Genomic DNA, 23,146 nt, shown 5'->3' with positions numbered 1-23,146 from the left:
ACTGAGCAGTTCCTTTTATATTTTAATAAAAGTCCAGCTAATTTCATAATTTTTCTGCGACTTTTAGAAATTATTTGTCAGACTTCCTGGTTTTTTTTTCGATTATTTTTGCCGGTATTCCCACTGCGGTTGCACCGGGTGGCACATCACAAATCACCACAGCATTGGCACCAATCAAAGCATGATCGCCGATCGTTACGGAGCGAATAATTTTAGCTCCGGCACCAATATCGACATGACCGCCGATTTTGACATCAGCAACAATTGTCACCTGCTGAAGAATCAGACAGTTAGGGCCAATGGAAGCACTGGGATGAATGACAACGCCATTAGGATGAGTCAGCAGCAGTCCTCCTTGTATTTGGCAGTTCAAAGGGATGTCTGTTGCAGTGACAACGCTCCAAAATCGATGCTGGAGCACGTTCCAACGGCATAAAATATATCCTCCAATTCCACCCTGCTGCTGCCACTTTTGATAGTTGCGGATAGATTTGAGCAGTTGGCGACTGGGTTCCCACCACTTGCTAAGTTTTTCGCGGCTCCAGTCTGGTTCTGTAGCAGAAATGATTGACTTAGTGATTGACTCAACCATTGTTTGTCCAAATTTTTGATGATGTAGACAATTGTGCCTATTTGTGTGGTTTACCTTAAAAGTAATTTCTAACTTGACTAGGGAGATTTATTTAATCTCCGCAGAGTGATAGCAGAATCTATAAGGAAGAAAATGATTTAAGCATTGTTTTCAGCAGGCCGGGATTTGATAATTTTGGCAGGGATACCAACGGCAGTTTGACCTGCAGGAATATCTGATAAAACTACAGCATTGGCACCGATATTTACGTCGTCTCCTAGGTTGACCTTGCCGAGGATTTTTGCACCAGCGCCGACGTTAACCCGATCGCCCAATTGAGGGGATTCTAGCGGTTTGTCCAAATAGCGGTTTCCCAACGTTACACCTTGACGGAGAATACAGTCGTCGCCGATCGTACAATATCCGTGAATAATAATAGCATTTTGATGTTCAATCACCACCCGACGACCGAGCTTCACAGTGTAAGGCAAGTCTATCCCGTAACTATTGCGGACTTTTCGGTAGAGTGCTCGATAAATAATGCTCAAAGGAGCTCGCAGTAATTTCGGTTCTACCTGCATTCTCCAGACGCCAAAACGCTGCACTGCTACGGCGCGAAATCCCGGTTTTGTCCAATCTCGACCATGAGCAATCCAGTCTTCTTTAATTTGCTGCCACAATCCCAGGCCGGGGCTTTCTACTTGATTTTCACTGGTGATTAAGTTTTGCTCAGTTACCATAAGCTCTAATTCACGCTATTTCTTGTTTACTCTATTGCTAGATGCCGACGATATTAATGGGTCTGTCAGGTTTCTGAGGAAGGAGCAATCCGGTTTTATCGATCGAGAATACTAATTTCTCGGCTGCATCCTAAAATATTTTGCTTGCCTAGGTTAACCTGGTTTAGTTAGCTTTTACCGATTTACCAACTCCCTTTAAAAGTTTTTGGATTTTTCAATCTTACCCCCCTTAAAAAATACACTATTTAATACAAAATCCCTCAGCAATTCTGGTGGATCGCCATCGGGTTTGCCTTGAAGTACGCGGCGAACCCTCCACGCTGCAAAACCGGAAGCCCAGGATATATCAGTTAATGCTGTGTAAACCAAGCCGTAGTTTTTGATAAAGTACCTACGTCGGGAATCAAACCAATAGGTGGGCAGCCGCTTGGCGGGCTTTTTGGTGTCAGTGACGCCTGAGCTTTGGCCGACTAAGTGGACAACACGACTTTCGGGTACGTACCAGCAACTCCAGCCAGCTTTGTTCGCTTGCAGACAAAAGTCCATTTCTTCGCAGTACATGAAATAAGCTTCATCCATCAAGCCAATCTTTTCAAATACTTCGCGACGCACGATCATGCTGGCTCCAGCTACCCAATCAGTTTGACAGGTTTTTTGAGAAATGGGAGGCGCTGCGGCCCAGTTGGCTAATAACTTGGATATAAAGCCTGTCCGCCAACCAAAATCGAGTTCGGTAAAGAGGTTGTGAAACCGAAAAGCTGACTCTTGGGGCGTGCCGTCGGGGTCTTCCAAGCGGCTGCCGGCGATGCCGGCTTCGGGGTGGGATTCCATGAAATCGACGAGGGCTTTTAAGGCACCGGGGCGAACTATGGTGTCTGGGTTGAGCAGCAGGAAGTAAGGAGGAGGATTGGTGGATTGGAGGGCGGGACGGATCAGGGCGTTGTTGCCGAAGGCAAATCCGCCGTTGCGGTTTAGGGGAAGGAAGGATGCCCATTCATTCCAGCCTTCTGAGGCGATCGCACTACTAATTTCTTCGACGGAGCGATCGCCTGAAGCATTGTCGCCAACTACAACTCGCATACCGGGCAGCGATTGAACTTCGCTAACTAGAGAGCGCAAGCAGTCTATTGTCAAACTAGAGGTTCGGTAGTTAACAATGACAACCAGCAGTGGATAGGGGTGATTGGACTCGCTGGCCTTCGACATAAGTACCGTTGTTGGTTTAACAACTTTTTAGCTCAAGTTGTATCCATCTGGCAAGCTGGAGCGATCGCCCGGAGTGCAGGTATCGCCTAAGTACATGAGTGGGAAAATACACAAGTAGTCAAAAGCGAGGGTCACTCCGTGAAACGAAGCAATCCCAAAGGTTCTGGCAGCTTTACATTCGGTTACACAGCCCGGTTTATTTGCGCCTACCTACTTACTTTTTTGATTGCTCCAACATAATTGACAAAAGCTGCCACCGCTGCCGGTGTATTTCTTCGTGAGTCAGGCGGTGAGCATATTTCAGACCTGCCATGCCCATATTTTGAAGTAGGTTCAAGTTTTCTCCCGACTGTTTGAGCAAGTTTGCTAAATCAACTGGGTCATTGCAATTACCGATCAAGCCTGTGATAACGTTTTCGATACAGTCGCGGAGTCCGGCGGTGTTGTTTGCCAGTACCGATACGGCCTGGGAATAAGCATCGTATGCTATTCTGGGCTGTTCGTCTGAGGTACTGGGAACCACAACAGCATGATATTGTTGCAGCCGGCCGAAGAATTCTCTGCCGTAAGGAATAGTTCCCAAAATTTCTATCTGTACCGATTTTTGCATTGCCTTGCTGGCTGCTTGGCAGTTGCTTAACAGTTCGCCTTCACCTAGTATGTCCAGCTTGACGGGAATGTTTTCCTCCTCCAAGACTTTCATTGCTTCTAGGAGAACTAACAGGCCTTTCTCTGGAACCAATCTGCCCGCAAATAGAATTTTTAGTTGTTTGGGCGAGGCTGACAGTTTTTCCTGCCATATTTTAGTCGCCTCTGCTTCCGAAATGATATTTTCTTCATCTATCCACGAAGCGTGAATTATGTGACTTTTGTTGTGTCGTTTTTTTAATAAACTTTGCTGATATTCTCCCTGTGTAAAGATTGTCAAGTCGGCGCTGTTTATGCACCAGCGATTCAATGTTTCGTATATGTAAGCTTGAATTTTGGCTTTAATGCTGGCAGGGGTTCCCGGCAGCAGCAGCCACGGTGCGGACTCAACTATGAGCAGGTATGGTTTCCGCTGTATCAGGACTATTGGCGTCACTAACCATGCCATCGGAATCGGCCAGCCTGCTACGGCACTATGTACGATATCTGAAGATGCGATCGCGCCCCAAAGCTGGGCAACCGTTGCCGGCAGCAGCAATATTGCTTTGGCAAAGCTATTTGGGGAGGGAAGGTCAATAAATTTAGCATCAGCAAATGATGTTTCCGAATCCACCTTTATTGTATTTTCGGGGGGGTTCTCGCACGCACGGAGATGCTAGCGTGAAGTTTTTCAAATACTTGAAGTGTTGGGTTATGTCTTTAGCCCACACACATTAAATCGAGATACCTGCTGCCTTTGAAATCGCAGAACAATGGGATGTTGAGGACTAGCAGGTAGCGCTTGTCTATGGGCATCAAAGTTGGTTCTTTGTCTCCATCTTCTGTGATATTTAACGAGTTGGAGTTCATAAAATACACTACAATTAAATGCGATATATCTATTTTAATACCACTTTCAGCTAATCCGCATTTAAATTGCATAGTAAAATAAATTTTTCCCCTTTTGGGGAGTAGGGTTGGGCCCGAAAGCCCGCCCTCAAAATACAAATTAAATGCACAACAGCTTAGCCAGTTTTTAGTATTAATTGACACCCTAAACACGGAATCATATCGCCAAACAATACTGAAGTCAATTTTAAATCTCGCCCCTCTGGATCAAAGTCGATACTGCCTATAGGCTTGACTGGCAGCTCGGTGCAGCAGCGAATGCCGATAAACTAACCCCTTAGCGTCATCGCAATAGCCCCCGCCAATCACGCAGGCAACGGGATAGCCACCAGCCAAACACGCCATCAAAACTTGCATTTCCCGGCGAAATAAGCCCGTATCAGTTAAAGCTAATTTTCCCAGTTTGTCACCGTGATGAGGGTCTACTCCAGCATCGTACAAAACTAAATCTGGCTTGACATTTGACAGCAAATCTGGTAGGAATTTATCCAAGGTTTGTAAATATTCGTCGTCCTCCATACCTACAGGCAAAGGTACATCTAAATCGCCCTTTTGTTTGATGCCGGGAAAATTGACTTCGCAGTGCATCGAGAAAGTAAAAACGCTACTGTCATCTTGGAAAATTACAGCGGTTCCGTCTCCTTGGTGGACATCTAAATCGACAATTAAAACTTTGCGAACTAAACCATTTTTTTGTAAGACGCGAGAGGCGATCGCCAAATCATTAAAAATACAAAAACCAGACCCAAAAGCAGGGAAGGCGTGATGAGTTCCGCCCGCAGTATTGCAAGCCAAACCGTAGTCTAAAGCGAGCTTGGCAGTTAGTACAGTTCCTGCAACCGCAGTGTAAGTGCGATTAGCAAGAGCCCGACTCCAAGGCAGACCAATTCGCCGAGTCGCTTTGTTATCGAGCGTCCCGTTGCAGTAAGCTTGAACATAGGAGTGGTCGTGGACTAATTCAATCCATTCTTGAGGGGGAAGTTCGGGAGCGTGAAATTGCGATTTATCTGCTACCCCGTCCGCGAGCAGCATCTCGTAAAGCATCCGAAACTTTGCCATCGGGAAGCGGTGAGCCGATGGCAGAGGTGCAACGTAATCTTCGTGGTAAATAATTGGTAAGTCCATTAAAATTATTGTATAACGAATGAATCTCCAATTGAACACCTGCAATCTCAAATTAAAATTCGCTGGAGAACCTGTATATGCAACAACTAAAAACAGTCTGGCAGTCCGGCAGCACCGACCCCGAAAATGTTGACAATCTCGATAATATTAGTCAGTGGTGGGCAAACCTGAACGGGAAAGAAATTAGCTGGGTAGAGCGACTGATTCCGCAAATCGGCGGTCTGAGCGAAATTCACTGGCATCCCCAGCGTTTTGACGAAACATTTGTGATAGTCAATCCTGAAATTCGGGAGGAAACTCTATATTGGTACATACCCGATTCTCCTGTCCAACGTAACAACACTGTTGACAAATTAGAACTTGACAACTTGCAACAGCAATTGTACATCTATCCTCAGTTGGAAGCGGAACTGGTAATTCGCGTAGGAATTCCCGAAGTTAAATATCAAACACTTGAATTAAACAATCCCGAAATCGCCTTGGGCGAAGATAATCTGCTGCTGCTGTGGGAATCCGACCAAGAACTAGAAATTAAAATTTACTTAAGCAATGAAAATATTGCTAAGCTTAAGGAATTGCTGGCATAGAAAAGACAGAGAAAATAGTTTATATGGTAGGCTGTGGGGGCCAATGGATGGATCGCATCTATACTCTTATTTACCTATAAATATCTTAAGACTGATGAGCGGGTGGGTCAAAACCGAGGTTTTTCAGAGCCATACTTTGTTGCAGCGACAAGAGTAAAAAAAACGGTTTCTTCGCCTCGTGGTATGTCCAGGTGTGTATCTCGGCTAAAACCCTTTGAATGTGGCAGCAGAATGTCCAGAAACTTGCGTTATCCTCCTGGGAGTTTTAATCCTAAAGTCAAGCAAAAAACAGTCATGGGCGCATCAACCGGGTTATACCAAAATACTTTGTCGCAGCCATTGAACAAAGTTAAAACACCCGGTTGCTTTGGTCTGGAGTGCCTAAGCAATTATGGTTTTTTGGCAGACTTAATTTGTACAGCAAATAAGGCGATTTTTGGGAACAATAAAATGTGGTTAAGTAAGGTTAGTTTGAGTGGCAAACTTAAGACAAGCAACCAATAAGTTTAAAAAATAGAAGGTGCGTTAGTTGATGGCTACTATCTAAAGTTAATCCTCTATTTGCTGAGTTTGAAAAGGTTTAATAAATAATTAGGATCGGAAGGAATCGCTAAATTTATTAAATCATCAATCTGCTGCTATTACTAAAAAAATCACCATAACCCGACAAAAAATGATATTTGACAAAGAAAGTATTCACATTTTAATTATTGATGATCAGCCCCACAATCTGCGGTTTATATCAAACATATTGACGAAAGAAGGGTATAAAGTTCAGCGGGCGATTTCGGGAGAAATGGCGGTCAATGCTAATTTAACCGTTCTCCCAGACTTGATTTTGCTAGATATTGCTATGCCAAAAATGAACGGATATGAAGTATGTGCTCGACTTAAATCCAACGAAAAAACGAGAGAAATTCCGGTTATCTTTTTGAGTGTTTTTGAGGAAATTTTTCACAAAGTTAAAGCTTTTGAAGTCGGCGGTGTTGACTACATTACTAAGCCTTTTCAAGTGGAAGAAGTTTTAGTGCGGATCGAGAGTCAATTGACTATACAACAGCTATCAAAACAATTAAAACAGCAGAATGCCCAACTGCAACAAGAGGTAGAATTCCGCAAGCGAACAGAACAATCACTCCGGGAAAGCAAAGCGCGGTTGCAGAAATTGGCGGTCAATATACCGGGAGTTCTTTATCAATTTATCAAGAAGCCCGATGGAAGTTTTAAGTTTGAATATATTAGTTATGCTTGTCGGGAGATTTACGAATTAGAAAGTGAAGAAATATTAAAAAATCCCGACTTTTGCTTCGATCAAAATCATCCAGATGACCAAGAATATCTGGTGAAACAAATTGCTACTAGCGCCCAAACTTTAGAACCTTTTGCCTGTGAATGGCGGATTGTTACACCGTCGGGCAAACTCAAATGGCTGGAATCTAATTCTCGGCCAGAAATGCGCGATAATGGCGATATTGTTTGGTATGGCGTACTTTTTGATATCAGCGAGCGCAAGCACGCAGAAATAGAAATGGCTGGAGCTAAAGCTGCTTTAGAACGGCAAGTGCAGCGAGAATTGCTGATCGCAAAAATAACTCAAGAAATTCGCTCCAGCTTGCAGCCAGAACAAATATTTCAAATAGCTGCTACTCAAATCGGTCTGGCATTCTGCGTCAATCGGTGTTTGATTCATACTTACGTTACTAGCCCTCAAGTTGATATTCCTCTGGCGGCAGAGTATCTCGAACCCGATTGCGAATCTATTCGGAACGTACCTGTTCCAATTTGGGGCAATCCTCACGTCATACAAATGATGATACAAGATCTGGCGATCGCCTCCAACAATGTTTATTCAGACCCTCTGTTGCAAGCTGTTCAACCGATTTGCCAGAAGGTTGGGTTAAAATCGATGCTGGCAATTCGCACTTCTTACCAAGGCAGGGCAAACGGTGCTATCTGTTTGCACCAGTGCGATCGCTACCGGGAATGGACTTCCGAGGAAATCGACTTATTAGAAGCTGTGGCGGCTCAAGTAGGACTCGCTATCGCTCAAACTAAACTGATCGAACGAGAAAAAAACCGAATTCAGCAGCTCGATCGGCAAAATAAAGTGCTGCAAGCAGAAATTCGCACCCGTGTCCGCGCCGAGCAAGCTCTGCAAGAATCGGAAACAGAATTGCGGGCGATTTTTGCCGCGATGACTGACACAGTTTTAGTGAGAAATGCAGAAGGGCGCTGCATCAAAATTGCCCCGACAGCATCAACAAATTTGGTGAAACCTCCCAGCGAAATGATTAACAAAACCGCTCACGAAGTCTTGCCTAAACCTGTAGCAGATTTAGTGTTAAAGGCCATCCAACAAGCTCTAAAAACTAAGCAAAGCATTAATGTTGAATATAGCTTTAAAGTCGGAGAGCGCGACGTTTGCCTCGACGCTAAAGTTTCGCCGCTGACTGCAGATTCAGTGATTATCGTGGCGCGAGATATTAGCGTTCGCAAACAAACAGAATCCGCACTCAGAGAGAGCCAACACTTCATTCAAGCGATCGCCGATTCCAATCCCAACCTATTGTACGTTTACGATGTAATTGAACAGCGGAATGTTTATACCAACCGACAAATTTCGACGCTGCTCGGCTACACTGCCCAAGAAATACAAGATATGGGTACAGCAATGATGCCAATTCTGATCCACTCCGACGATTTGCCAAACTTTTTTGAAAGCATCCAAAAAGTAGATAAAGCCAAAGACGGTGATGTCATTGAATGTCAATACCGAATGAAACACAAAAACGGTGAATGGCGGTGGATGCACAGTTGGGATACAGTATTTCTCAGAACAGTCGATGATAAACCCAAACAAATTCTCGGAACTGCTAATGACATAACAGACCGCAAATTAGCCCAAGAAAAACTGCTAGCATCCCAGCAAAGAATCTCATTTTTATTGCAGCAAACGCCGATCGCAATTATCGAGTTAAACCTCAATTTAGAAATTATCACTTGGAATCCCGCAGCCGTGGCTATTTTTGGCTACAGTGAGCAAGAAGCGATTGGTCGAGTCGCCTCCGATTTGATCGTACCTGAAAGCTACCACCCGCAATTATCTGAGATTTTCAATCATGACTTGAATGCCAAATCCAGCGGCACTACCGAAAATCTGACCAAAGACGGCAGAATTATCATCTGCGAGTGGTACAATACTCAGCTAATTGACGATAACGGTACAGCGATCGGCATTGCTTTAATGGCTGTAGATATTACCGAACGCAAGCAAGCAGAAACCGAACTGCAAGAAAGTGCTTTACGACAAAGAGCGATCGCCCGCATCATTGAAAGAATGCGGCAGACTTTAGATATCCGAGAAATTTTTCACGCCACAACCCGAGAATTGCGCCAAACCATGAAGTGCGATCGAGTCGCTATTTACCGTTTCAATCCAGACTGGAGTGGCGAATTTGTAGCCGAATCCCTTGACCGTAAGTGGGTTTCTTTCATCCAAGCACAGGATACCGATTCTAACCTTACTGAAGGTGCTTTAGACAGCGAACTTTGCCTCGTCCAAAAATTAGATAGTATCTCACCAGAAGTCCACGATACTTATTTGCAACAAACCCAAGGCGGAGCCTACAGCCGAGGTAAAACTTACCTTTGTGTCCCAGATATTTACAAGCAAGGTTTCGATAATTGTTACATCCACTTGCTAGAAAAATTTCAAGCTAAATCCTACATTATTGTACCAATTTTCTCTGGTAAAAAGCTCTGGGGATTACTAGCATCCTATCAAAATTCTGCTCCCCGCCAGTGGAGTGAAGCTGAAATCAACGTTGCAGTTGATGTAGGTACTCAGCTAGGAGTAGCATTACAGCAAGCGGAATTGCTCGCCCGCACTCAAAGACAGTCCATGGAACTGATTAAATCCAAAGAAAACGCCGAAGTTGCCAACCGCGCCAAAAGCCAATTTCTAGCTTCCATGAGCCACGAACTCCGCACACCTCTCAACGCCATTCTCGGTTTTTCCCAAGTCATGGCCCGCAACAGTTCTATCACGGAAGAACAAAAAGAATACATAGAAATCATTAACCGCAGTGGCGAACATTTGCTAGAGCTCATTAATGATGTTTTGTCAATGTCCAAAATAGAAGCAGGTCAAATTACTATCAATCCCAGCCGCTTCAATCTCTACAACCTTCTCAACAGTCTCAAAGAAATGCTGCAACTAAAAGCCAACTCAAAAGGCTTGCACCTAATCTTTGAAAATGCCGAGGATTTGCCGCTGTACATTCAAACAGACGAAGCTAAATTGCGGCAAGTTTTAATTAACCTGGTCGGCAATGCGATTAAATTTACTCAGCAGGGAACCGTTACTTTGCGCGTCAGCAGGAAATCTGAAAAAGACGCCATAGAAGAAGAAAAATCCCAATTGTGTTTTGAAATTGCAGACACGGGACCCGGCATTTCTCCCTCAGAAATTTCCACATTATTTAAGCCATTTGTACAAACCGAAACTGGTCGAAAATCCATGCAGGGAACTGGTCTGGGGTTGCCGATTAGCCAACAGTTTGTCCGAATTATGGGAGGTGATATTGCTGTTGCGAGTAAACTCGACCAAGGCACAATTTTTAGCTTTAATATCTGCGTTAACCTAGTAACAGAAAGTGATGAACAAGAAAAACCGCCGATTAAACAAGTTATTGCTTTAGAAGCCGGACAAGATACTTATCGGATACTAATAGTTGAAGATGTAGCGGAAAATCGACAACTGCTGCTTAAGCTGCTGGTACCCCTGGGATTTGAAGTCCGCGAAGCAACTAACGGTCAAGAAGCAATTGCTTTGCATTCAACTTGGAAGCCACACATGATCTTAATGGATATGCTGATGCCCGTGATGGATGGGTATGAAGCGACAAGACAGATTAAGAAAACTCTACAAGGTAAAGAAACAATAATTATTGCTTTGACTGCCAGTGCTTTTGATGAGCAGCGACAAATAATTTTATCTGCTGGTTGTAACGATTTGATATGTAAACCATTTCGGGAAGAGGTACTCTTTGAAAAGATAGCGGATCATCTCAACCTGCGTTATATTTATGAGAAAGAAAACTTATCTACTTCTTTTTCAACACCGACGCTGCTTAAAAGTTTGACCACCGAGGATTTGAGCGTAATGCCCACAGACTGGGTGGTCGAGTTGCACCAAGCAGCACTTTGTGTTGACGACAACCGCATCCTCGAACTGATCGAGGAAATTCCCGAAACTGAGGCAAATCTCGCTAACGCTTTAACAGATTTAGTCGATAATTTTCGGATAGATATCATTATCGATTTAACTCAATTATATTATGATGAACGACCATCCCTTACCAGCGACTCCTAAAGACATTCTAATAGTTGACGATATGCCGGATAATTTGCGACTTTTATCCACTATGCTGACATCTCACGGGTATCATGTCAGGAAGGCTATTAACGGACACTTGGCTTTGCAAGGGGCACAAATATCTCCTCCCGATCTAATTTTACTAGATATTAATATGCCGCAAATGAACGGCTATGAAGTTTGTGAGCAGTTAAAGTTAAGCGAAAGAACTAAAGATATTCCGGTAATTTTTATTAGTGCGCTAGATGACGTGCTGGAAAAAGTTAAAGCTTTTCAAGTAGGAGGAGTGGATTATATTACTAAACCGTTTCAAGTAGAAGAAGTCTTAGCCCGCGTCCAAAACCAACTTTCTCTTCGTTCGTTGCAATCCAAACTGCAACTGCAAGCTAGGGAACTGCACGATCGCAATTCTAGATTGCAGGAAGAAATTGCAGAACGGCAGCGGGCTGAAGAATCAATCCGGTTTTTGCTGGAAACTACGCGGGCGATCGGCGAAGCTGTAGACTTTCACTCAGCTTTAGAAGTAATTTTGCACCAAGTTGGGGAAACAATCGGATGGGATGTAGGAGAAGCTTGGATTCCCCATGCAGAAGGAACTGTGCTGCAATCTGCCCGCGGCTGGTATGCGAGCAACCCCAGCATGGAATCGTTCCGCACCCAAAGCCAACAACTGACATTTGCCCGGAATATAGGGCTGCCGGGACGAGTTTGGGCATCCAAGCAACCGGAATGGGTAGAAGATATTTCCAAGGGCTACCCGCATTTTTTCCGAAGTCAGATAGCACTAGAGCTCGGATTCAAAGCGGGTTTTGGCGTGCCGATTTTGGTAGGCGATGAAGTATTGGCAGTGCTAGTTTTCTTTAAAATTTCTTCTGGTGGGAAAGACGCACGATTTATAGACGTTTTTAATGCGGTAGGCACTCAATTAGGTTCTTTGATTCAGCGCAAACAAGCAGAAGAATTGCTGCGTATCGCTCAAGAAAAATATCACAGCATTGTACAAAATGCGATGGAAGGAATTTTTCAAAGCACGCCTTCAGGAGGCTATCTCAGCGCTAATCCAGCTTTGGCAAAATTGTACGGTTACGACTCGCCAGAAGAACTGATGTCCGAGATTAAAAATATTGCTCAGCAACTTTACATTGACCCAGAACGCCGCCTAGAATTTGTGGCTGCTATGGATAATGAAAATGCCGTTTCTGGATTTGAATCTATGGTATGTCGCAAAGACGGGCGCCGGATTTGGGTGTCAGAAAATGTTCGGGCTGTTCGAGATTCAACAGGTGAGCTGCTCTACTATGAGGGTACTGTTTCTGACATTACCGAGCGCAAATTAGCGCAAGAAGCGCTAAAAGTTCAACAAGAACAAAGCGAGAAGTTGCTGTTAAATATTTTACCCAAACCAATCGCAGAACGCTTGAAGGCAGAGCAAAGCACGATCGCCGACAGTTTTGCCCAAGTAAGTGTTTTATTTGCTGATATTGTTGGCTTTACTGAGTTATCAGCTAGAATGTCTCCCACCGAGTTGGTCAAGCGCTTGAACGTAATTTTTTCGCACTTCGACCAGTTAGCTGAAAAGTACGGTGTGGAGAAAATTAAGACTATTGGCGATGCTTACATGGTAGTCGGGGGATTGCCTACACCGAGACAGGATCACGCCGAGGCGATCGCCCAAATGGCCCTGGGAATGCAGGCAAAAATAGCAAAGTTGTGCGCTGAGACAGGGGAAAAACTGGCAATTCGCGTTGGCATCAATTCCGGGCCGGTGGTTGCGGGAGTAATTGGTGTGAGCAAGTTTACTTATGATTTGTGGGGAGATACGGTGAATGTAGCGGCGAGGATGGAAGCTACGGGTTTTGCCGGCAGAATTCAAGTTACTGATGTTACTTATGAGCTTTTGAAAGATAAATATTTGTTTGAGAGGCGAGGCGTCATTCCGGTAAAAGGTAAGGGGGATATGATGACTTATTGGTTGCTAGGAAAAAAGTAAAAATTGGGAATTGGGAATTGGGAATGGGGAATGGGGCATGGGGCATGGGGCATGGGGCATTGGGCATTGGGCATTGGGCATTGGGCATTGGGCATTACAACAAATAACCAATAACAAATAACCAATAACCAATAACACATAACCAATAACACATAACCAATAACACATAACCAATAACACATAACCAATAATTCATGACTACTGACTACTGACTACTGACTACTGACTACTGCTATGATGAAAGTAGTTAACGAAACTTTACATAATAGCCGTGACTGCACAACAATTAGTATCTGCAACAAGTTTTGAAAAGCTAATTTGGACTTGGAAAGGTCACAAAATCCAATATACCGTCCAAGGAACAGGCCGCCCTCTGATCTTGATTCACGGATTTGGGGCTTCGATCGGACATTGGAGGCAAAATATCCCCGTACTCGCGGCCGGCGGCTATCGTGTATTTGCGCTGGACTTGCTGGGATTTGGTGCTTCCGCCAAGCCAGCCCTAGATTACACTCTGGAATTGTGGGAAGAATTGCTGACTGATTTCTGGGCGGATCTGGTACTAGAACCGGCGGTATTTGTCGGGAATTCGATCGGCGCTTTGCTGAGTTTGATGGTAGTCGCCAACCATCCAGAAATATCAGCCGGCGGTGTCTTAATCAACTGTGCTGGCGGGCTCAACCATCGGCCAGACGAACTGAATTTCCCGCTGCGAGTAGTGATGGGGACTTTTACTAAATTAGTTCGATCGCCCCTGATCGGCCCCTTTGTATTCAACAACATCCGCCAAAAACACCGCATCCGCAACACCCTGCGCCAAGTCTACGGGAACCGCGAAGCCATCACTGACGAACTCGTAGAACTCCTGCACGCCCCCTCCTGCGAGCCCGGAGCTCAACAAGTGTTCGCCTCGATTCTCACAGCCCCTCCAGGCCCTCAACCCTCAGAATTGCTGCCCAAAGTCGATCGTCCGTTATTGGTACTTTGGGGCGCAGATGACCCCTGGACGCCCATCGCCGGCAGCCAGATTTATCAACAATTGGCCGGCAACGATAAACCAGTGAAATTTGTTTCAATTCCCAACACAGGCCACTGTCCCCACGACGAGCGGCCGAGTGAAGTCAACGCTCTGATTTTGGACTGGCTGCTGGAATTGAAGTAAAATTTTTCTGCTCAACCCAACCCTGGGGCGATCGAGTCAAACCCTTGCAGTGCAGGAGTTTTGCCTTGCTCCACCGCACCGACACCCCGGCAGCAGCCGACTCAAAAAACAATTTTTGTAAAAAGTATTGACACAATTTACTGAGTCAGCTATATTGATGGACGTGTGAGGAGCGAACCAGAAGAAGCACCGAGACGAAACACGGCCAGTCGTCGGTGCTTTTTCTGTTGCAAGGCATTTTTAAGAGTTTTAAATTATCTATAATTTACATCCAGAATATCTGTAAGCCCGCCCCGCTTTCTTCCATTCTTCCTTCTCGTTCTTAGCGTCTTCGCGGTTCGTTAAATAAATATTCTGATGTTGCAAAAAAAGTAATTGACTCCACTTGATCGGGAAAAATCTGAAAATGTGGATCTTTTTAGATCATCAAAATTTGATTGCATAGAAGTCAAAACTAGACAGTTATATAATAATAAATTGTCGCTGGGTCGGGGCGGGTTGATATACATTTTTTTCAAATGTCGCCGCTAAACCCGCCCCTGCGGTATTTGTGCTACAAATATCAACGATCGCCCAAAACAAATTGTTCGATCGCAGCCACCACCCCATCTTCCTCCACATCCGGCGCCACCCAATCAGCAGCAGCCTTCACGCCATCAGGAGCATTGCCCATCGCCACGCCCACACCCGCATAGGCAATCATTTCCACATCATTAAAATTGTCGCCGATCGCCATCACATTCGCCGCCTGTAAACCCAAAAGTTCCTCCGCTAAATACTGCACCGCATCTCCCTTATTCGCCGAAGGATGCGTAGCTTCAAAAAAAGTAGCAACCGATTGAGTCAAATAAAGCTCCGCAGGCGTGTAGCGCTGCCGCATACTGCTGAGCAAGCCGTCGAGTACCCCTGGATTCTCGCACAAAGCCAAAACTTTCGTCGGTTCCCCCGGAATATCTCGCCGCAAATCTTTAATCACAATTGGTTCAATGCCCGATCGTTCGGCATAAATTCGGGTAGCTGCGGTAATTTCCGGCACGTAAAGTTGGTCGTCAATGTAGAAATGGATCGAAAGCAGCGATCGCAAATGCGCTTCTTCAAAATGATCTAACAGTTGCAGAGCAGTTTGTTTCGACAGCGGCAAGTGTCGCAGCCGTTTTTGAGTAGCGTGATCTTGAATCCATGCGCCCTGGTAGCAAATCAGTGGCAATGTTGACCCGATGTCGCGGTGAAAACGCAAAGCTGAGCGGTACATCCTGCCCGTAGCGACGGCTACTTTCACTCCCCGCGACTCGGCAGCCAAAATTGCCTGCTTGACGGGTTCTCGGATGGTATTTGACAAACCTGCGATCGTGCCGTCTATATCCACTACCAGCAATTGAATGTCTGCGGTGCCAAAAGCGCGATCGGTCGCATTAGCTGGATTTGAGGCAGTTATATTCTGCATGATTTTTTTAGATTTTAGCTGTTGATTTGCACGCACCCGTTTATTTTGGCACTGGCGGGATAGCAAAGTGCGACTTCTAATTTTTTGAAGACTAAAATATAGATAACTAAATAACGGACAAAAAAAGTATCTAGGAGGACTCTTGAGGGATGGATTTAGCTAAGCTATAGAATAGTAGCCAGTTTACTGCCGTAAAAACCGCACTCGACAGACGATGTGTATTTCCACTCACTTAATAATACTTGTGGTCAAAAAGAATGCAACTCTCAGCGCACGATCCAAACCCTTATATCATCAATCATTCCCAATCTAAAATCTCAAATCTAAAATCTAAAATTGTATAACCGCATCTTTGAAATTACCCCCAACTATCATGATTTCTATTCCGGGATACCGCATTGACGGAGAACTTTATACAAACTCTCACACAGTTATTTATCGAGGTCAGCAGATTGAGGAACAAAAACCCGTTATCCTCAAAACTCTCACGCCGCCATATCCTAGCCCAGCGCAAATATCTCAACTGCTACACGAATCTGAAATTCTTAAAAATTTGAATTTCCCCGGAATAGTCAAGCTTTATAAAATAGAAACATACAATCACTTTCCGGTTTTAGTTTTAGAAGATTTTGGTGGTATTTCCCTTAAAGACTTTCTCAGCAATAACCAGCTAGAATTACAACAATTTCTGCATATTGCCATCAAACTAGCAGAAACTATTGGGCAACTCCACGAACACCACATCATCCATAAGGATATTAAACCCAGCAATATTATTGTCAATATCGAGACAGGAGATGTCAAGATTGCTGATTTTGCGATCGCCTCGCTGCTACCGGGCGAAAACCCCGCCCCCAGCCATCCCCATTTACTCGAAGGCACTCTCGCCTATATGTCTCCTGAACAAACGGGACGCATGAATCGGGTGATCGATTACCGCACCGATTTTTACTCTTTAGGCGTCACATTTTATGAAATGCTTTGTGGCGAATTGCCTTTTCAGGCGATCGATCCCATGGAATTAGTACACGGTCATATTGCCAAAACGCCAGTCTCTCCTTGGGAAAACAGAAAGCAAAAAGTAGAAAGTAGAAGTATCAAAAGCAGAATCAATCAAGTAGGAACAAAAGAGATTCCTCAAGTCGTTTCCGATATCGTCATAAAACTCTTAGCAAAAACAGCCGAAGACAGGTATCAAAGTGCTTTCGGACTTTTGTACGACTTGGAAAATTGTCTCGTTCAACTGCAAACTACCGGCGAAATTTCCCACATAACCCTCGGCGAGCAAGATCAGTCAAATCACCTGCAAATTTCCCAAAAATTTTACGGGCGAGAAGCAGAAATTAATATGCTTCTCAGTATCTTCCAGCGGATGAGGCGGGGCAATACAGAAATCGTGCTGATTTCGGGTTCAGCAGGTGTGGGCAAATCGTCGTTAGTATATGAAGTTTACAAGCCGATTCGGCTGGAAAACGGGTATTTTATTGACAGCAAATTTGAGCAATTTAAGCGCGATATTCCCTACGCTTTTTTGCTCCAAGCTTTTCAAGAGTTGTTGCGGCAAATTTTCACAGAAAATACTGCCGAAATCCATGTTTGGAAACAAAAAATTTTAAAAGCACTCGGCGGCAACTGCCAAGTAATTATTGAAGCTATTCCAGAATTAGAACTGATTGTTGGGCCGCAGCCCCCCGTCCCAGATTTAGGAGCAAATGAATCTCAAAATCGCTTTAATTTAGTATTTCAAAACTTCATCCGCGTTTTTGCTCAAAAAGAACACCCGCTAGTAATTTTCCTGGACGACTTGCAGTGGGTCGATTCCGCCTCTCTCAAGTTAATAGAACTGCTAGCAACTGACCTAGGCACTCAATATTTATTAATAATTGGAGCTTATAGAGAGCAGGAAGTAGATGCAAATCATCCCCTAATGCTGACCGCCGAAGCCATTAAAAAAGCAGGTGGCACTGTAAGGGCGATCGCCCTTTCGCCTTTAGATATAAGCAGTGTCAACCAATTCGTTGCCGATACTTTGAACTGCGCCCCAGAAAAATCCCTAAGTTTAGCAGAATTGCTTTGGCGAAAAACCGCTGGCAATCCATTCTTTTTAACTCAATTAATAAAATTTATTTACTCAAAAAGTTTGATTAAGTTTAAACTTTTACCCTCCAATAATGTGATCGATCTAGCTGAACCTAACCTGTCGGGATTAGCGCAACCAATATCAGAGCAAATTGTGAAAAAATGCCATATCACAGGCGAATGGCAGTGGGATATCGAACAAATACAAGAAATTGGAATAACTGACAATGTTGTAGAATTAATGATAGATAACATTCAGAAACTTTCAGAGAATACCCAGGAACTGCTTAAATTAGCCGCTTGTATCGGGAACAAATTTGATTTAAAAACTCTCTCGAAAATCGCCGAAAAACCTCTGGCGATCGCAGCAACAGACCTCGGTGAGGCACTTAAGTCCGGTCTGATTTTGCTCGTGAATAACGCCTACAAAATTCCGATCGCACTAGCAGCAAGTACAGAAGTAACAGACACAATATCTAGAGATTTTAGCGAGAAAATTTCCCTACCAGTATCTGATGTTCCTAGCGCAACTTACAAATTTTTGCACGAGCGAGTGCAGCAGGCAGCGTATGCTTTAATATCCGATTATCAAAAACAAGAAATCCATCTAAAGATAGGCAACTTTTTACTCGAAAATGCACCGCCAGAGCAATTAGAAGAGCATATTTTTGATACTGTAAACCAACTAAATTTTGCCAAAGGAATCATCAGCAGTCAATTAGAAAAATTTCAATTATGCCAGTTAAATTTAATTGCAGGCCGCAAAGCAAAAGCAAGTGCAGCTTACGAACTTGCCCTCAAATATTTAACCGCAGGTATTGAACTGCTTTCTCTCGAAAGTTGGCAAACTGACTACGACTTAACTCTGGCACTCTACGAGTCAGCAGCAGAAGCTGCTTACCTGAATACCGACTTTGAACCAATGGAAAAATGGGCGATAATTGTCCTGCAACACGCAACAAATGAACTAGACAAAATCAAAGTGTTTGAAATCAGAATCATAGCTTGTGCGATGCAAACCAAACTCCAAGAATCGGTAAAAATTGGTCGGGAAGCACTAAAAATGTTAGGAATCAACTTTCCCGAATCGCCGATTCCCCTCCACATTCAGCAAGCAATGGCTAAAACTGCCGCTTATTTAACCGAAAAACAAATAGAAGATTTAATTGACTTGCCGATTATGACAAATCCGCACAAATTAGCAACTATGCGCGTGCTTTCCAGTATGTTCTCAGCTACATTTATAGTTGAACCTGTGCTGCTGCCCCTGATTGTGTGCGAGCAAGTTAATTTATCTATTAATTACGGAAACTCTACTTTTTCTGCCTTCGGTTATGCTAATTACGGAGCAATTTTAAAAGGAATAGTTAGAGATATTGAGTCGGGCGATCGCTTCGGTCAATTAGCTTTAAATTTGAGCGAGAGATTAAGTGCGTTAGAATTCAAAAGCAAAACGCTTAATTTAGTAGCATTTATTTTGATGAACGGCAAGCATCACGTTAAAGACTCATTGCTACTATTAGAGGACGCCTATCAAAGTGCGCTAGAAAATGGGGATTTAGAATGTGTCGGATATTCAGCCGTAAATATTTGTCAGTCTTTGTATTTCATCGGTCAAGAATTGCCACAACTGGAACGGAGAATGGTAAGTTACAACCATTTGCTGTTTCAACTCAAGCAAGAAACTGTATTAACTTGGAATCAAATATATCGGCAAACTATTTTGCAATTGATGGGAAAATTGGAAAATCCACACCTTGTATTAGGTGAAGCATACAGCGAAGAAAAATTGTTGTCGCTGCTGTTGAAAGCTAACGATAGGGTGGGACTACAGCACTTTTATTTGCAAAAATTAATACTAGCGTATTTATTTGGAGATACCGCTACAGCGCTAGAAAATGCAGCGCAAGCCGAAGTATATTTAGACGGAGTTGCAGGCTTTATTAATGTTTCTGAATACCAGTTTTACGATTCTCTAGCTCGCCTAGCAGCCTATCCATCTGCAACAGATGAGGAACAAGAAGAGCATATTTTTTACGCTGTCAGTAACCGAAAGAAATTGCAACAAAAAGCGCTTTATGCGCCCATGAATCTTCAGCATAAATGCGACTTACTCACGGCAGAAAAAGCGCGCGTTTTGGGTAATGTGGTGAGAGCAATGGAATATTACGATCGCGCAATTGAAGGAGCCGAAGAAAACGGATACATACAAGTACAAGCACTAGCAGCAGAATTGGCAGGAGCATTTTATCTATCGATAGGACGAGAAAAAAATTCTAAAACTTACTTGACAGAAGCGCGTTATTGCTATCAGCGCTGGGGAGCAACAGCTAAAGCAGCGCATTTAGAATCCAAATACTCGCACTTGCTAACTTCAGGCTCGATTTCAACTAATATTGAAACTCACAAATCTACCAGCAGCGCTTCCACTACGAACGACAGTGCAGGCGTGCTAGACTTGACCACAGCAGTTAAAGCATCGCAAACCTTAGCCGGCGAAATAGTTCTCGACAAACTGCTGGCAAAAATGATGAAAATTGTTATTGAAAATGCTGGGGGGCAAAGAGGATTTTTAATACTAGAAAAAGAGGGTCAATGGGTGATTGAAGCATCAGGCTCTGTAGATGTCGATCGCGTTACTGTCATGCAATCAATTTCGATAGATTTTGTACCCGACGATCGAGAAGTAACTTTGCTGGCAGTTGCAGTTGTGAATTACGTCGCCCGCACCCACGAAAGTATAGTTTTAAACGATGCCACCCGCGAAGGACAATTTACTCGTACACCCTATATAATGGCAGCTCAACCTAAATCAATTCTTTGTACTCCCTTAATTAATCAAAACCAACTCACTGGCATTCTATATTTAGAAAACAATCTGACTACAGGCGCTTTTACACAAGACAGGTTAGAAATATTAAAACTGCTGTCTTCTCAAATTTCTATCTCCATTGAAAATGCCCAACTTTACGCCAACTTGCACGAATTCAATCAGAATCTCGAAAATTTAGTACAGCAGCGTACCTCCGAGCTCTCCCAAACTTTAGAAGACTTAAAATCGGCTCAAAATAAACTGGTAGAATCGGAAAAAATGGCTGCCCTTGGAGGGTTGGTTGCAGGTGTTGCCCACGAAATCAATACTCCCATCGGCATCGGTATCACCGCCGCCTCGTTGCTTGCTGAAAAAGCCACAAAGTTTTTTGAGGTTTACACTAACGGCCAAATAAAACGTTCCGAGTTAGAAAAGTTTCTGGATACCGCCGTGCAAAGCAGTAATATGATCTTATCTAACCTCACGCGGGCAGCAGACTTGATTCACAGTTTTAAAGAAGTAGCTGTAGATCAGTCGAGCGAGTTAAAACGCACGTTTAATATTAAAGACTATCTAGAGGAAATTTTGACATCCTTAACAGTTAAACTAAAAAAAACTAAGCACAAAATAGAGATTAAGTGTGATGAAAATATTGTCGTGGACAGTTACCCCGGCGTAGTGTGTCAAATTGTGACAAATCTGGTGTTGAATTCCCTACTTCACGCCTACGATGGAGAAGAGGAAGGAGTTCTGGCTTTTGATTTCAAACTAGAGGGCGATCGGCTAATATTTGAATATGCCGATAACGGCAAAGGAATTGACCCAGAAAATCTCAGTAAAATTTTTGAACCGTTTTTTACCACCAAAAGAGGTCAGGGAGGCACGGGATTGGGACTGCACATTATTTATAACCTTGTTACTCAAAAACTAAAAGGCACAATTAGCTGCACAAGTCAAGTAAGTAAAGGCACAAGATTTATGATTGAATTTCCCGCTAAAATGAGCAGTTAGTTATTAGACCGCCAACATGAATATAAGTTTTATATAGGAGAACGATATATGTCAGAAGCTAGTAAAAACCTGTTGGCTGGGGGCGATGACGAATTAATCGCGGCGGGGGACGATGAATTAATATTTGCTGAGGAAGACGAGGCGGAACAACAACCGCTAGAAGAAAGTTGGAAAATATTAATCGTAGATGATGAAATAGAAATTCACAATATTACTAAACTCGCGTTAAACGATTTTAAATTTGAAGGGAAAAGCATAACATTTATCAGCGCTTACTCAGGGAAAGAAGCTAAAGAAATCATTCAAAATAATTACGACATTGCATTGATTTTACTCGATGTAGTTATGGAAACAGAAGAAGCAGGCTTGGAAGTAGTTAAATACATCCGCGATATTTTAAATAATCAAGTAGTGCGGATTATTTTACGGACTGGACAGCCCGGGCAAATACCAGAAGATGTAGTAATTGTCAGCTACGATATCAATGATTACAAAACCAAAACAGAACTTACTAATAAAAAATTATTTACCACAGTAGTCACCGCCCTGAGAGCATTTAGATCACTCAATCAAATCGAATCTAGCAAAAGTGAACTCGAAAAAATAGCCGCTGCATCTGCCCGTTTTGTTCCCCGTGAATTTTTGAAATTTCTCAAAAGAGAAAGCATCGTTGATGCCAGACTAGGAGACGCTGTACAAGCAGAAATGACGATTATGTTTGCCGACATTCGCTCATTTACAAGTCTTTCAGAAAGTATGTCTCCTCGAGAAAATTTTGAATTTCTTAACTCTTACTTAAGCCGAGTTGGCCCGGTTATCCGCCAGTACAACGGTTTTATAGATAAATACATTGGTGACGGGATTATGGCTTTGTTTCCTAACAGGGCTGAAGATGCTGTGCAAGCAGCAATTGAGATGCAGCAGCAAGTGAAAATTTATAACAGACACAGGCAAAACAGTGGCTATCAACCTATTTCGATAGGGATTGGTTTGCATACGGGGACTTTAATGTTAGGTACGATTGGCGAAGCGGAACGAATGGAAAGTACGGTGATTTCTGATGCCGTTAATTTAGCTTCCCGCGTGGAAGGATTGACAAAGCTTTATGGAGTTGCTATTGTAGCTAGTGTCCAAACCCTTTGCCGAATAGACGATCCTCAACATTACAAGTGCCGGTTTCTCGATCGCGTTCAAGTCAAAGGAAAACAAACACCTGTTGCTGTATTTGAAATTTACGATGGCGACTCGCCGACAATGATCGAACTAAAAGCACAAACTCAAACTTATTTTGAACAGGGAATTTTTTTTCACTACCAGCAGCAATTCGCGCAAGCAAGGCAAATGTTTCTGCGTGTTTTGCAAATCAACAAGTATGATAAGGCAGCATCTTTTTATGCAGAACGCTGCGATATGTTGATGAAGAATGCAGTCATTATGACTCTGGAAGGTATTGAAATTTAGTTAATGGGTAATGGGTAATTGGTAATTGTAATTAGTAGTTTGTGT

13 protein-coding genes are annotated in these 23,146 nt (G+C 43.4%); 6 read left to right on the top strand and 7 right to left on the bottom strand.

Annotation, left to right across the window (positions count from 1 at the left end; translation table 11 throughout):
* Positions 1 to 70 precede the first annotated feature (70 nt).
* The 6 genes from QUA24_RS09940 to QUA24_RS09915 form a co-directional block, all read right to left on the bottom strand.
* On the bottom strand, positions 71 to 592 hold the full coding sequence (locus tag QUA24_RS09940; protein WP_333229249.1) for a serine acetyltransferase: 522 nt from the start codon (positions 590 to 592) through the stop codon (positions 71 to 73).
* 137 nt (positions 593 to 729) lie between these two features.
* Positions 730 to 1,311 carry a serine acetyltransferase gene (locus QUA24_RS09935; RefSeq protein WP_333229247.1) on the bottom strand — a complete coding sequence of 194 codons (582 nt, stop codon included), beginning with the start codon at positions 1,309 to 1,311 and terminating at the stop codon, positions 730 to 732.
* 195 nt (positions 1,312 to 1,506) lie between these two features.
* Positions 1,507 to 2,517, bottom strand: a complete 1,011-nt coding sequence (locus QUA24_RS09930) for a glycosyltransferase family 2 protein (protein ID WP_333229245.1) — start codon at positions 2,515 to 2,517, stop codon at positions 1,507 to 1,509.
* Positions 2,518 to 2,731: 214 nt separating this feature from the next.
* On the bottom strand, positions 2,732 to 3,778 hold the full coding sequence (locus tag QUA24_RS09925) for a glycosyltransferase (RefSeq protein WP_333229243.1): 1,047 nt from the start codon (positions 3,776 to 3,778) through the stop codon (positions 2,732 to 2,734).
* A gap of 86 nt (positions 3,779 to 3,864) precedes the next feature.
* Positions 3,865 to 4,086, bottom strand: a complete 222-nt coding sequence (locus QUA24_RS09920; protein ID WP_333209832.1) for a hypothetical protein — start codon at positions 4,084 to 4,086, stop codon at positions 3,865 to 3,867.
* A 174-nt stretch (positions 4,087 to 4,260) separates the two neighbouring features.
* Positions 4,261 to 5,178 (bottom strand): histone deacetylase, encoded by a 918-nt coding sequence (locus tag QUA24_RS09915; RefSeq protein WP_333229241.1) that lies wholly within the window; start codon positions 5,176 to 5,178, stop codon positions 4,261 to 4,263.
* A 77-nt stretch (positions 5,179 to 5,255) separates the two neighbouring features.
* Between QUA24_RS09915 and QUA24_RS09910 the strand changes: the two genes are divergently transcribed.
* The 4 genes from QUA24_RS09910 to QUA24_RS09895 all read left to right on the top strand — a co-directional run bounded on the left by QUA24_RS09910 (position 5,256) and on the right by QUA24_RS09895 (position 14,294).
* The gene (locus QUA24_RS09910) at positions 5,256 to 5,765 is read left to right on the top strand and encodes a hypothetical protein (protein WP_333229239.1); all 510 of its coding nucleotides are present in this window, start codon (positions 5,256 to 5,258) and stop codon (positions 5,763 to 5,765) included.
* Positions 5,766 to 6,438: 673 nt separating this feature from the next.
* On the top strand, positions 6,439 to 11,139 hold the full coding sequence (locus QUA24_RS09905; RefSeq protein ID WP_333229237.1) for a response regulator: 4,701 nt from the start codon (positions 6,439 to 6,441) through the stop codon (positions 11,137 to 11,139).
* The gene (locus tag QUA24_RS09900) at positions 11,105 to 13,132 is read left to right on the top strand and encodes an adenylate/guanylate cyclase domain-containing protein (RefSeq protein WP_333229235.1); all 2,028 of its coding nucleotides are present in this window, start codon (positions 11,105 to 11,107) and stop codon (positions 13,130 to 13,132) included. Before QUA24_RS09905 ends, QUA24_RS09900 begins: the two co-directional genes overlap by 35 nt.
* Positions 13,133 to 13,403: 271 nt before the next feature.
* Complete coding sequence (locus QUA24_RS09895) at positions 13,404 to 14,294, top strand: alpha/beta fold hydrolase (RefSeq protein WP_333229233.1); 891 nt, start codon at positions 13,404 to 13,406, stop codon at positions 14,292 to 14,294.
* Between the two features lie 562 nt (positions 14,295 to 14,856).
* On the opposite strand, the gene QUA24_RS09890 is transcribed toward QUA24_RS09895, so the two are convergent.
* Complete coding sequence (locus QUA24_RS09890; protein ID WP_333229231.1) at positions 14,857 to 15,738, bottom strand: Cof-type HAD-IIB family hydrolase; 882 nt, start codon at positions 15,736 to 15,738, stop codon at positions 14,857 to 14,859.
* Between the two features lie 373 nt (positions 15,739 to 16,111).
* Here QUA24_RS09890 and QUA24_RS09885 point away from each other — a divergent pair, with 373 nt between their 5' ends.
* Both QUA24_RS09885 and QUA24_RS09880 read left to right on the top strand, forming a co-directional pair.
* On the top strand, positions 16,112 to 21,640 hold the full coding sequence (locus QUA24_RS09885; protein WP_333229229.1) for an ATP-binding sensor histidine kinase: 5,529 nt from the start codon (positions 16,112 to 16,114) through the stop codon (positions 21,638 to 21,640).
* A 48-nt stretch (positions 21,641 to 21,688) separates the two neighbouring features.
* A complete protein-coding gene (locus QUA24_RS09880; RefSeq protein WP_333229227.1) occupies positions 21,689 to 23,101 on the top strand; it encodes an adenylate/guanylate cyclase domain-containing protein in 1,413 nt (470 codons plus the stop codon).
* Positions 23,102 to 23,146: the final 45 nt, after the last annotated feature.

The organism is Microcoleus sp. Pol12B5, assembly GCF_036701335.1.
Lineage (GTDB): Bacteria > Cyanobacteriota > Cyanobacteriia > Cyanobacteriales > Microcoleaceae > Microcoleus.
This window is presented reverse-complemented; position numbering and strand designations above follow the sequence as displayed.

What these genes read in the sequence shown, in the direction of transcription:
- QUA24_RS09930 (WP_333229245.1), bottom strand. Translation starts at nt 2,517, where the DNA reads ATGTCGAAGGCCAGCGAGTCCAATCACCCCTATCCACTGCTGGTTGTC.
- QUA24_RS09920 (WP_333209832.1), bottom strand. Translation starts at nt 4,086, where the DNA reads ATGCAATTTAAATGCGGATTAGCTGAAAGTGGTATTAAAATAGATATA.
- QUA24_RS09890 (WP_333229231.1), bottom strand. Translation starts at nt 15,738, where the DNA reads ATGCAGAATATAACTGCCTCAAATCCAGCTAATGCGACCGATCGCGCT.
- QUA24_RS09940 (WP_333229249.1), bottom strand. Translation starts at nt 592, where the DNA reads ATGGTTGAGTCAATCACTAAGTCAATCATTTCTGCTACAGAACCAGAC.
- QUA24_RS09885 (WP_333229229.1), top strand. Translation starts at nt 16,112, where the DNA reads ATGATTTCTATTCCGGGATACCGCATTGACGGAGAACTTTATACAAAC.
- QUA24_RS09910 (WP_333229239.1), top strand. Translation starts at nt 5,256, where the DNA reads ATGCAACAACTAAAAACAGTCTGGCAGTCCGGCAGCACCGACCCCGAA.
- QUA24_RS09900 (WP_333229235.1), top strand. Translation starts at nt 11,105, where the DNA reads ATGATGAACGACCATCCCTTACCAGCGACTCCTAAAGACATTCTAATA.
- QUA24_RS09880 (WP_333229227.1), top strand. Translation starts at nt 21,689, where the DNA reads ATGTCAGAAGCTAGTAAAAACCTGTTGGCTGGGGGCGATGACGAATTA.
- QUA24_RS09905 (WP_333229237.1), top strand. Translation starts at nt 6,439, where the DNA reads ATGATATTTGACAAAGAAAGTATTCACATTTTAATTATTGATGATCAG.
- QUA24_RS09915 (WP_333229241.1), bottom strand. Translation starts at nt 5,178, where the DNA reads ATGGACTTACCAATTATTTACCACGAAGATTACGTTGCACCTCTGCCA.
- QUA24_RS09935 (WP_333229247.1), bottom strand. Translation starts at nt 1,311, where the DNA reads ATGGTAACTGAGCAAAACTTAATCACCAGTGAAAATCAAGTAGAAAGC.